Source organism: Leifsonia sp. 466MF (genome assembly GCF_900100265.1).
Lineage (GTDB): Bacteria > Actinomycetota > Actinomycetes > Actinomycetales > Microbacteriaceae > Leifsonia.
The window spans coordinates 1,502,212-1,513,949 of the sequence record NZ_LT629696.1; the positions used below are offsets into that span (position 1 = coordinate 1,502,212).

The following is an 11,738-nucleotide window of genomic DNA, read 5'->3' on the forward strand; positions in this document are numbered from 1 at the left end:
CGTTACGGACTGTGGGGGGCCGTGCGGGTGAGCGGACGGTGCGCGCCTGAAGCAGACTGGCGGCGGGAGGCTGATAGGGTGGGCGACGTAGGCATCCTTTAAGAGCCGTCCTGTGAGGCGGGGAAGGAGGTCGGCATGACAGCGCGCACCGTGCTGCAACAGGCTGACATCGCCCGGGCGTTGACTCGGATCTCTCACGAGATCCTGGAGTCCAACCGGGGAACGGACGACCTGGTGATCCTCGGGATCCCGACTCGCGGCGTCGTGCTCGCGCGGCGGATCGCCGAGAACATCCAGCGCATCGAACCGGCGGCCATCGCGTCGCTGGCGGACATCGTGGGCGCGCTCGACGTGACCATGTACCGCGACGACCTCTCGCGGCATCCCACCCGCACGCCGCAGCCCACTTCGCTGCCGGGGCCGATCGACGGGAAGACCGTCGTGCTGGTCGACGACGTGCTGTTCTCGGGCCGGACCATCCGCGCAGCCCTGGACGCGGTGAGCGACCTCGGCCGGCCCCGGGCCGTGCGCCTCGCGGTGCTGGTCGACCGCGGGCACCGCGAGCTGCCGATCCGCGCCGACTTCGTGGGCAAGAACCTGCCGTCGGCCGCGTCGGAGCGCATCTACGTGCGGCTCGCCGACGTCGACGGCGACGAGTCGGTCACCATCGAGGACCCGAACGCCGAACCGAACGCGACGCAGGAGGCCGACGCATGAGGCACCTGCTCTCCACTCGCGACCTCCCGCGCGAGGACGCCATCCGGCTGCTCGACATCGCCGAGGACATGGCGGATGTGCAGGACCGCGAGGTCAAGAAGCTCCCGACCCTGCGCGGCAAGACCGTCGTCAACCTGTTCTTCGAGGACTCCACGCGAACGCGCATCTCGTTCGAGGCCGCCGCGAAGCGCCTCTCGGCCGATGTGATCAACTTCTCGGCGAAGGGCTCCAGCGTCTCGAAGGGCGAGAGCCTCAAGGACACCGCCCAGACGCTGCAGGCGATGGGCGCGGACGCCGTGGTGATCCGTCACGGGTCGTCCGGCGCTCCGCAGACCCTCGCGGCGAGCGGCTGGATCGACGCGGGTATCGTCAACGCCGGCGACGGCACGCACGAGCACCCGACGCAGGCGCTGCTCGACGCGTTCACGATGCGCCGCCGCCTCCACGGCACCGCATCGCGCGGCAAGGACCTCGACGGCGTGAGCGTCGCGATCGTCGGCGACATCCTCCACTCGCGCGTCGCGCGCTCGAACGTGTGGCTGCTGCGCACGCTCGGCGCCCACGTCACGCTGGTCGCACCACCGACCCTGCTGCCGGTGGATGTGTCCGGCTGGCCGGCCTCGGTCGGCTACGACCTCGACGCGGCGATCGCGGAGGGACCCGACGTCGTGATGATGCTCCGCATCCAGGCCGAGAGGATGAACGCCGCGTTCTTCCCGACCACACGCGAATACACGCGACGCTGGGGGCTGGACGAGGAACGGTTGGGCCGGCTGCGGGCCGATAGCATTGTGATGCACCCGGGACCGATGAACCGTGGGCTGGAGATCTCGGCCGCGGCCGCGGACTCCCCGCGCTCGACGGTCCGGGAGCAGGTCGCGAACGGCGTCTCCGTGCGGATGGCAGCCCTGTACCTGCTGCTGTCGGGTGCAGGTCCCGAACAGGTACGGCCCGGCGGTGTGAGGTGAGTGTGGACGAGAGATTCCTGATCGGCGGCGCGACGCTGGCCGACGGCACCCGGACCGACCTTCTGGTCGAGGGCGGCCGGATCGTGGAGACCGGTACCGGGCTGAGCGCCGCGGGCGCGACGGCGATCGACGCGGACGGGCTGCTCGCGCTGCCCGGACTGGTCGACCTGCACACGCACCTGCGCGAGCCCGGCTACGAGCAGAGCGAGACCGTCCTGACCGGTACCCGCGCCGCCGCCGCGGGCGGTTTCACGGCGGTGTTCGCCATGGCGAACACGTCGCCGGTGGCCGACACCGCTGGCGTGGTGGAGCAGGTGCTGAGCCTCGGCGAGGCCGCCGGCTACGCGACCGTCCGCCCGATCGGCGCCGTGACGGTGGGCCTGGAGGGCGAGCGCCTCGCCGAGCTGGGCGCGATGGCGCAGTCCCGTGCCCGCGTCCGGGTGTTCTCCGACGACGGCAAGTGCGTCTCCGACCCGCTGCTGATGCGCCGGGCGCTGGAGTACGTGAAGGCGTTCGACGGCGTCATCGCTCAGCACGCCCAGGAGCCGCGCCTGACCGAGGGCGCCCAGATGAACGAGGGCGCGCTCTCGGGCGAGCTGGGTCTTGCCGGCTGGCCGGCGGTGGCCGAGGAGTCGATCATCGCCCGGGATGTGCTCCTCGCCGAGCACGTCGGCTCGCGCCTGCACGTCTGCCACGTCTCGACGGCCGGCAGCGTCGACGTGATCCGCTGGGCGAAGGCCCGCGGCATCGACGTGACCGCCGAGGTCACGCCGCACCACCTCGCTCTCACCGAGGAGCTGGCGACCGGTTATGACGCGCGCTACAAGGTGAACCCGCCGCTGCGCAGCCGGGAGGACGTCGAGGCGCTCCGCGCAGGGCTTGCCGACGGCACGATCGACATCGTCGCCACCGACCACGCTCCGCATCCCGTCGAGTCGAAGGACTGCGAGTGGGATGCCGCCGCGTTCGGCATGGTCGGCCTCGAGTCGGCGCTCTCGGTGGTGCAGGCATCGGTCGTGGACAACGGGATGCTCGGCTGGGCCGACATCGCGCGTGTCCTGTCCGCCACCCCGGCGAAGATCGGCCGGCTGGACGGCCACGGCGTGCCGCTTGCCGCGGGCGCTGCGGCGAACCTCTTCCTCTACGACCCGACCGCGTCGCGCACGTTCTCGACCGGCGACCTCGCGGGCAAGGGCGTCAACTCGCCCTACCTCGGGCTGACGCTGCCCGGACGTGTCGTGGCGACCTTCCACCAGGGCCGGGCGACCGTGCTCGACGGCGCCGTGGTCGACGCCGAGCGGCTGGCCGCAGGAGCGGGGGTGACGGCGCATGGATAAGGTGCTCCCCACCCTCGGGATCCTCGCGGTCGTCGTCATCGTGCTCGCACTGGCGGTCGTCGGCTGGCGTCGGCGCCTGCGGCGCGACACGGCATCCGGCGGCGGCTACTCCATCCCGGGAACGCTGAGCGCGCCGACCGCCTCCACCGAGGTGCTGTACGTTGCGACGACCCGCGCCGGTCAGCCCCTGGAGCGGCTCACCCTGCCGGGGCTGGCGTTCCGCGGAACGGCGACGGTGACCGTCCGGCCGGAGGGCGTCGAGCTCGCGGTGACGGGGGAGCAGCCGGTGTTCATCCCGGCCGCCGTCGTCACCGGCATCGGCGCCGCGAGCGTCGCCATCGACCGCGTCGTCGAGAAGGACGGCCTGCTCCGCCTCGGCTGGACCACCAGCGGCGGCACGGCCGCCGACAGCTACGTCCGGGTCGTCGACCCGGCCGGCCGCGCGCAGCTCGCCGCGGCCATCGAAGATCTCGTGCCGCGGTCGGACACCGCAGGCACGGCCGGTGCGGAGACCACCGGCGACGACACGACGGGCGTCGACCGCCCGAACGACAAGGAGGTGTGACGTGCTCGCTGCAGAACCCGCAGTGCTCGTCCTCGAAGACGGAAAACGGTACGTCGGCCGGGCCTACGGCGCCCGCGGGCGCACGCTCGGCGAGGCCGTGTTCGCCACCGGGATGACCGGGTACCAGGAGACGCTGACCGACCCGTCGTACGCGGGCCAGATCGTCCTCATGACGGCGCCGCACATCGGCAACACCGGCACGAACGACGAGGACATGGAGTCGCGCCGGATCTGGGTCGCCGGCTACGTCGTGCGCGAGCCCAGCCGCGTCGTCTCCAACTTCCGCGCCCAGCGGAGCCTCGACGACGACCTGGTCGCCCAGGGCGTCGTCGGGATCAGCGGCATCGACACGCGCGCCGTGACCCGTCACATCCGTTCGGCCGGTGCCATGCGCGCCGGCGTCTTCTCCGGCGACGACTTCGCGCTGAGCGACAGCGAGCAGCTGGACCTGGTGCTCGCCGGAGCGCCCATGAAGGGCCGCAACCTCTCGGCCGAGGTGTCGACGATCGAGCCGTACACCGTCCCGGCCGTCGGCGAGAAGGTCGGCTCGGTGGCCGTCCTCGACCTCGGCGTGAAGAAGTCCACGCTGGAGAACCTCGCCGCCCGCGGGCTCGACGTCCACGTCCTCCCGCAGCAGGTGTCCGCGCAGGATGTGCTCGACCTCGGCGTCTCTGCACTGTTCTTCTCGAACGGCCCCGGCGACCCCCAGGCCTCCGACAAGCATGTCGCGCTCCTGCAGGAGACCCTGCGCGCCGGGCTGCCGTACTTCGGCATCTGCTTCGGCAATCAGCTGCTCGGCCGCGCGCTCGGCCTCGACACTTACAAGCTGCCGTTCGGTCACCGTGGGATCAACCAGCCGGTGCTCGACAAGCGCACCGGCCGTGTGGAGATCACCGCGCAGAACCACGGCTTCGCGGTGAAGGCGCCGATCGACGCGTCCTTCGACTCGCCCGCCGGCTTCGGCCGCGTCGAGGTGAGCCACTTCTCCCTCAACGACAACGTCGTCGAGGGCCTGAACTGCCTCGACCTGAACGCCTTCAGCGTGCAGTACCACCCCGAGGCTGCCGCGGGCCCGCATGACGCCAACTACCTCTTCGACCGCTTCCTGGACATGGTCAGGGCGCAGCACGCCGACCGGTCCGCCAGCACCGAGAACCAGGAGAACGCCTGATGCCCAAACGCCAAGACATCCAGTCGGTCCTGGTCATCGGCTCCGGGCCGATCGTCATCGGCCAGGCGGTCGAGTTCGACTACTCCGGCACCCAGGCCTGCCGCGTGCTGAAGGCGGAGGGCGTCCGCGTCATCCTCGTCAACTCCAACCCGGCGACGATCATGACCGATCCCGACTTCGCCGACGCGACCTACGTCGAGCCGATCACCTGGCCGGTCATCGAGACGATCATCGCCAAGGAGCGCCCGGACGCGATCCTCCCGACCCTGGGCGGACAGACGGCGCTCAACGCGGCCATGCAGCTGCACGAGCACGGCATCCTCGAGAAGTACGGCGTCGAGCTGATCGGCGCGAAGTTCGAGGCGATCCAGAAGGGCGAGGACCGCCAGATCTTCAAGGAGCTCGTCGTGGAGGCGGGCGCCGAGGTCGCGCGCTCGCACATCGCCCACACGGTGGATGAGGCCCTCGAGTTCGCCGAGGACCTCGGCTACCCGCTCGTGGTCCGGCCCTCGTTCACGATGGGCGGACTCGGCTCGGGCTTCGCGCACACCCCGGAGGAGCTCCGCCGCATCGCCGGCGACGGCATCCACCAGAGCCCGACCAGCGAGGTGCTCCTGGAGGAGTCGATCCTCGGCTGGAAGGAGTACGAGCTCGAGCTCATGCGCGACACGGCCGACAACACGGTCGTCGTCTGCTCCATCGAGAACGTCGACCCGGTCGGCGTGCACACCGGCGACTCGATCACGGTCGCCCCGGCGCTCACGCTGACCGACCGCGAGTACCAGCGGATGCGCGACATCGGCATCGACATCATCCGCGCGGTGGGCGTCGACACCGGCGGCTGCAACATCCAGTTCGCGGTGAACCCGGAGAACGGCCGCATCATCGTCATCGAGATGAACCCGCGCGTCTCCCGCTCCTCGGCGCTCGCGTCGAAGGCGACCGGCTTCCCGATCGCGAAGATCGCGGCGAAGCTCGCCATCGGCTACCGGCTGGACGAGATCCCGAACGACATCACCAAGGTGACCCCGGCGAGCTTCGAGCCGACGCTCGACTACATCGTCGTCAAGGTCCCGCGATTCGCGTTCGAGAAGTTCCCCGCCGCCGACCCGACGCTGACGACGACCATGAAGTCGGTCGGCGAGGCGATGGCCATCGGCCGCAGCTTCAGCTCGGCGCTGCAGAAGGCGCTCCGGTCGCTCGAGAAGCGCGGCTCGTCGTTCCACTGGGGGCCGCAGACGCGCACCGTGGACGAGCTGCTCGACTCGATCGCGACGCCGACCGACGGCCGCATCGTCGACGTCCAGCAGGCGCTGCGCCTCGGCGCGACGCCGGAGCAGGTGTTCGAGGCCACGAAGATCGACCCCTGGTTCATCGACCAGATCGTCTTGATCAACGAGGTCGCCGACCAGATCCGCGACGCCCCGACGCTCGACACCGACACGCTGCGCTACGCCAAGGACCACGGGTTCTCGGACGCGCAGATCGGCGAGCTGCGCGGCTTCGGCGAGGCGGACGTGCGCGAGGTGCGTCACATCCTCGGTGTCCGGCCGGTGTACAAGACGGTGGACACCTGCGCTGGCGAGTTCCCGGCGCTCACGCCGTACCACTACTCCAGCTACGACCTGGAGACCGAGGTGGAGCCGAGCGACAAGCGCAAGGTCGTCATCCTGGGCTCCGGGCCGAACCGCATCGGGCAGGGCGTCGAGTTCGACTACTCGTGCGTGCACGCGTCGTTCGCGCTGCACGACGCCGGGTTCGAGACGATCATGATCAACTGCAACCCGGAGACGGTGTCGACCGACTACGACACCAGCGACCGGCTCTACTTCGAGCCGCTGACGCTGGAGGACGTGCTGGAGATCATCCACGCGGAGTCGCAGTCCGGCGAGCTCGTCGGCGTGGTCGTGCAGCTCGGCGGGCAGACGGCGCTGGGGCTCGCCAAGGGCCTCGAGGCCGCGGGCGTCCCGATCCTCGGCACCACGCCGGAGGCCATCGACCTGGCGGAGGAGCGCGGACTGTTCTCCGGGATCCTCGACGACGCCGGTCTGGTCGCTCCGCGCAACGGCACCGCCGTCGACTTCCCGAGCGCCTCGCACGTCGCCGAGCAGATCGGCTACCCGGTGCTGGTGCGTCCGAGCTTCGTTCTCGGCGGTCGTGGCATGGAGATCGTGTACGACAGCGCGTCGCTCGCCGACTACTTCGAGCGGGTCGCGGGCCAGGGCATCGTCGGCCCGTCGCATCCACTGCTGGTCGACCGCTTCCTCGACGACGCGATCGAGATCGACGTCGACGCCCTGTTCGACGGCGAGCGGCTGTACATCGGCGGCGTGATGGAGCACATCGAGGAGGCCGGCGTCCACTCCGGCGACTCATCGTGCACCCTCCCGCCGATCACGCTCGGCCGCCGCGAGATCGACCGCGTGCGCGAGGCCACACGGAAGATCGCCGAGGGCATCGGCGTGCGCGGCCTGCTGAACGTGCAGTTCGCGATCGGCGCGGGCGTGCTCTACGTGCTCGAGGCCAACCCGCGCGCGTCGCGGACGGTACCGTTCGTCTCGAAGGCGCTCGGCATCCCGCTCGCCAAGGCGGCCTCGCGCATCATGGTCGGCGAGACGATCGCCGACCTGGTCGCCGAGGGTCTGCTGCCCGATCAGGACGGCTCGCGCATCCCGATGGACTCGCCGGTCGCCGTGAAGGAGGCCGTGCTGCCGTTCAAGCGGTTCCGGACGAAGGAGGGCACGGTCGTCGACTCGGTGCTCGGCCCGGAGATGCGCTCGACCGGTGAGGTCATGGGCATCGACAAGGACTTCCCGACGGCGTTCGCGAAGAGCCAGTCGGCCGCGTACGGCGGCATGCCGCTCGGCGGGACAGCGTTCGTGTCCGTCTCCGACCGCGACAAGCGGGCTGTTGTGCTCCCGGTGCTCCGGCTGCACCAGCTCGGCTTCGAGATCGTCGCGACCGAGGGAACGGCCGAGGTGCTGAACCGCAACGGCATCGCGGCCCGCATCGTGCGCAAGCACAGCGAGGCCCAGGAGAGCGGCGGCGACTCGATCGTCGACATCATCAACCGTGCCGAGGTGGATGTGGTGATCAACACCCCGAGCGGGCGGTCCGCCCGCGCCGACGGGTACGAGATCCGTGCCGCGGCGGTCGCGGCGGACAAGCCGCTCTTCACGACCATCGCCGAGCTGAGCGCCGCTGTCGCGTCGCTGGACGCCATCCGCGAGGGCTTCGACGTGAAGTCCCTCCAGGAGTACGCCGTCGAGAGGGCCGCCCGAGCATGACGACCCCTGCTCCCGCAGCCGACAGTTCCGGAGTTTTTCCGTCCGACACGCCGGTGGCGGGCCGAAAAACTCAGGAGCCGTCGGCCGGGCGCGGGGCGCGGTTCGGGGAGCGCCTCGCGGGGGTGTTCGCCGAGGAGGGGCGGCTGTGCGTCGGCATCGACCCGCACGCGCACCTGCTCGAGGCCTGGGGGCTCCCGGCGTCGGCCGACGGCCTCCGCTCCTTCGGGCTCACGGTGGTGGAGGCCGCAGCCGGCCGGGCGGGGATCGTCAAGCCGCAGGTGGCCTTCTTCGAGCGCTTCGGCGCCGCGGGCTACGGAGCGCTGGAGGAGGTGCTGGCCGCCGCTCGTGCCGCCGGTCTCCTGGTGATCGCCGATGTCAAGCGCGGCGACATCGGCACGAGCGTCACGGCCTACGCGGAGGCGTGGCTGACTCCCGGGTCTCCTTTGGAGGCCGACGCGATGACCGTCGCCGCCTACCAGGGGGTCGGGTCGCTCGCCGACGCCATGGCGCTGGGGGAGCGGGCCGGCAAGGGACTCTTCGTCCTGGCCGCGACCTCCAACCCGGAGGCGGCGGATGTGCAGCAGGCCGTCGTCCGCTCCGGGCTGCGGGCGGGACAGTCCGTTGCTCGTGCGATCATCGAAGACGTGCATTCGTTCAATCAGGAGCAGCCGGGCGGCGCGCCCTTCGGATCGGTCGGGCTGGTGCTCGGCGCGACCGTCGAGCTCGCCCACTACGGGATCGATGTGGCGACGGCGGGGGAGCGGACACCTGCACTCCCGGTGCTCGCGCCCGGATTCGGGCACCAGGGCGCCCGGGTCGAGGATGCGCCGCGGCTGTTCGGTTCGCTCGCGGCCGGTGTGATCGTCAGCGAGTCGCGCGGGCTCCTCACGGCAGGGCCTACGGGTCTGGCCGACGCGATCGCGCGTCGCGCCGAGGAGGTGCGGTCCGCGCATGTCTGAGGCCGCATCCACCCGGGAGGCCGCCTCCCTGCGCCCCGCACCGCCCGAGGTCGACCGTCAGGCCGCCTCGCAGGCCGCCGTCGCCGCGCGCCGCGCACGTGCCGCGGTGAAGGCCGCGATCGCGTCGCGCGAGGTGTCGCCGCTCGTCGTGCTCGACCGCGCGACCGCCGACCCGGAGGGTGTCGAGGGGCGGCTGCGGGTGACCGAGTTCCTGCTCAGCGTGCCCGCCATCGGCACGACGAAGATGCAGGAGGCGCTGGACCGCCTCGCCATCTCGCCCGCGAAGCGCCTCGGCGGCCTGGGGCGCCACCAGCGGCTCCGGCTGCGCCAGTACCTCATCGAGCGCGAGAACCGCAGCGCGCGCCAGCGCAACCGGCTGGTCGTTCTGGCCGGTCCGACCGCGGTCGGCAAGGGCACCGTCTCCACCTACATCCGGGAGCACTATCCCGACGTGCTGCTGTCGGTCTCCGCGACCACGCGTGCGCCGCGCCCGGGCGAGGTCGACGGGATCAACTACTACTTCGTTGACGACGCCGAGTTCGACCGGATGATCGCCGCCGGCGAGCTGCTCGAGCACGCCACCGTGCACAACGCCTACCGCTACGGCACGCCGCGCGCTCCGATCGAGAAAGCCCTCGCCGCAGGGCGCAGCGTGCTGCTGGAGATCGACCTCCAGGGCGCCCGCCAGGTGCGCGAGTCGATGCCGGAGGCACGCCTGATCTTCCTCCTCCCGCCGACTTGGGACGAACTGGTGCGGCGCCTCATCGGGCGTGGCACGGAGGATGCGGCCGAGCAGCAGCGACGCCTGGAGACGGCGAAGGTCGAGCTGGCCGCCCAGGACGAGTTCGACTACAAGGTCGTCAACCACGACGTCGCCGAGGCGGCCCGCGAGGTCGTAGACTTGATGAAGGTCCGTGCGGCGCCAGGGCGTCCATGACCTTCCTCCGCGCCGTCGCCGGCGCGCCCACCGTCCTCGGCCGCCTCTCGCGGTCGTCCGATCCGGCCCAGCGCCCGATCGCCCAGAGCAAGGAGCATCCATGGCCACCAGCAACAACGGCATCATCGACCCGCCCATCGACGACCTCCTGTCGCGCGTCGAGTCCAAGTACGCGCTCGTGATCTTCGCGTCCAAGCGGGCCCGCCAGATCAACGACTACTACGCCGACCTCCACGAGGGCAGCCTGTTCGACAACGTCGGCCCGCTGGTCGACTCGTCCGTCGACGACAAGCCGCTGTCGGTCGCGCTCCACGAGATCAACGAGGACAAGCTCGTCCTGAAGCCGATCGCCGCCGAGTAAGACAGAGGCAGAAGACAACACCGCAGGACGACCGCAGCCGGGAGGCCCCGGCCGAGGAGAGGTGCCGCCGTTGAGCCCACGATTGACCATCGTCGTCGGAGTGACCGGCGGCATCGCTGCGTATAAAGCCGTCGGTGTCATCCGCGCCCTGGTCCTCGAGGGTCACTCGGTGCACGTGGTCGCGACGGAGGCCGCTCTGCGGTTCGTCGGCAGGCCGACGCTCGAGGCGATCAGCCGCAACCCGGTCGCGACCGACCTGTACGAGGGCGTCGCCGAGGTCCGTCACGTCGCGATCGGCCAGTCGGCCGACCTGATCGTCATCGCACCGGCCACGGCGAACACCATCGCCAAGCTCGCCGCCGGCCTGGCAGACGACCTGCTCGGCAACACCGTCCTCGCGTCCACCGCGCCTCTGGTCATCGCGCCCGCGATGCACACGGAGATGTGGCGGAACCCGGCCACGGTCGCGAACATCGCAACTCTGCGCAGCCGCGGCGTCACGGTCGTCGGGCCGGCGAGCGGTCAGCTGACCGGCGCCGACTCCGGCCCCGGCCGCATGGAGGAGCCGGAGGTCATCGTCCGGGCCGCCCTGCGTGCCGCCGGGGCGATGCCGCGCGCGGTCGAAGCCCCCGCTCACGCGCCCGCCGCCCTTCCCGCGGGGTCCGCGGCCGAGGCCCCCGCGGTGAACGACGTGGTGGTGCTCTCCGAGCGACGCCGCGCCAACGAGGCCGCCCGGCGCCCACGCGGCGGCGTGGACCTCGCCGGGAAGCGCGTGGTCATCACCGCCGGGGGGACGCGCGAGCCGCTCGATCCCGTCCGCTTCCTCGGCAACCGGTCCAGCGGTCGACAGGGCGTCGCCATCGCCAGTGCCGCGCAGGCTCGCGGCGCCGACGTCGTGCTCATCGCCGCGCACCTCGAGGTGGAACCGCCGGAGGGCGTCGAGCTCATCGAGGTGCAGACCGCGCTCGAACTGCAAGAGGCGGTCGAGGAGGCCGCCCGCGCCGCCGACGTCGTCGTCATGACGGCGGCCGTCGCCGACTACCGTCCGGCCGAGACCCGCGAGGCCAAGATCAAGAAGTCGGACCACGGCGACACCCTGACGCTGGAGCTGGTGGCCAACCCCGACATCCTCGCCGGGCTCTCCGCGCACAAGCGCGACGATCAGGTCGTCGTCGGGTTCGCGGCCGAGACCGAGCCGGACCCGCAGGCTCTCATCGAGCTCGGCCGCACCAAGCTCGCCGCCAAGGGCAGCGACTTCCTCGTGCTCAATCAGGTGGGCTGGTCGCAGGGCTTCGCAACGGAGAGCAATGAGGTCGTGGTCCTGCGCAAGGGCGGCGATATAGTGATGGAGGCCTCGGGCAGCAAGCTGTCGGTGGCCGACCGTATCCTCGACGTCATCGCGTAAACACGCTTGCGCCGGAGGAGTCCGGTCGTGA

10 protein-coding genes are annotated in these 11,738 nt (G+C 71.1%); all 10 read left to right on the forward strand.

Annotation, left to right across the window (positions count from 1 at the left end; all coding sequences use genetic code 11):
• The first annotated feature begins 135 nt into the window (after positions 1 to 135).
• The gene (gene pyrR, locus BLR91_RS07170) at positions 136 to 717 is read left to right on the forward strand and encodes a bifunctional pyr operon transcriptional regulator/uracil phosphoribosyltransferase PyrR (RefSeq protein WP_089876118.1); all 582 of its coding nucleotides are present in this window, start codon (positions 136 to 138) and stop codon (positions 715 to 717) included.
• Positions 714 to 1,685 (forward strand): aspartate carbamoyltransferase catalytic subunit, encoded by a 972-nt coding sequence (locus BLR91_RS07175; protein ID WP_089876116.1) that lies wholly within the window; start codon positions 714 to 716, stop codon positions 1,683 to 1,685. Before pyrR ends, BLR91_RS07175 begins: the two co-directional genes overlap by 4 nt.
• Positions 1,686 to 1,687: 2 nt before the next feature.
• Complete coding sequence (locus BLR91_RS07180) at positions 1,688 to 3,022, forward strand: dihydroorotase (RefSeq protein WP_089876114.1); 1,335 nt, start codon at positions 1,688 to 1,690, stop codon at positions 3,020 to 3,022.
• Positions 3,015 to 3,587 carry a PH-like domain-containing protein gene (locus BLR91_RS07185; protein WP_231918843.1) on the forward strand — a complete coding sequence of 191 codons (573 nt, stop codon included), beginning with the start codon at positions 3,015 to 3,017 and terminating at the stop codon, positions 3,585 to 3,587. Before BLR91_RS07180 ends, BLR91_RS07185 begins: the two co-directional genes overlap by 8 nt.
• Position 3,588: 1 nt before the next feature.
• Positions 3,589 to 4,758, forward strand: a complete 1,170-nt coding sequence (carA, locus tag BLR91_RS07190) for a glutamine-hydrolyzing carbamoyl-phosphate synthase small subunit (RefSeq protein WP_231918844.1) — start codon at positions 3,589 to 3,591, stop codon at positions 4,756 to 4,758.
• A complete protein-coding gene (gene carB, locus BLR91_RS07195) occupies positions 4,758 to 8,045 on the forward strand; it encodes a carbamoyl-phosphate synthase large subunit (RefSeq protein ID WP_089876110.1) in 3,288 nt (1,095 codons plus the stop codon). The genes carA and carB overlap by 1 nt, the downstream gene beginning before the upstream one ends.
• On the forward strand, positions 8,042 to 9,004 hold the full coding sequence (gene pyrF / locus BLR91_RS07200) for an orotidine-5'-phosphate decarboxylase (protein ID WP_269457355.1): 963 nt from the start codon (positions 8,042 to 8,044) through the stop codon (positions 9,002 to 9,004). Before carB ends, pyrF begins: the two co-directional genes overlap by 4 nt.
• Positions 8,997 to 9,941 (forward strand): guanylate kinase, encoded by a 945-nt coding sequence (gene gmk / locus BLR91_RS07205; protein ID WP_089876108.1) that lies wholly within the window; start codon positions 8,997 to 8,999, stop codon positions 9,939 to 9,941. The genes pyrF and gmk overlap by 8 nt, the downstream gene beginning before the upstream one ends.
• A gap of 100 nt (positions 9,942 to 10,041) precedes the next feature.
• Positions 10,042 to 10,302: a DNA-directed RNA polymerase subunit omega gene (gene rpoZ, locus BLR91_RS07210; protein ID WP_018191197.1), complete on the forward strand. Its 261-nt coding sequence runs from the start codon at positions 10,042 to 10,044 to the stop codon at positions 10,300 to 10,302.
• 82 nt (positions 10,303 to 10,384) lie between these two features.
• Positions 10,385 to 11,707, forward strand: coding sequence for a bifunctional phosphopantothenoylcysteine decarboxylase/phosphopantothenate synthase (locus BLR91_RS07215; RefSeq protein WP_089876107.1), 1,323 nt, complete (start codon positions 10,385 to 10,387; stop codon positions 11,705 to 11,707).
• Positions 11,708 to 11,738: the final 31 nt, after the last annotated feature.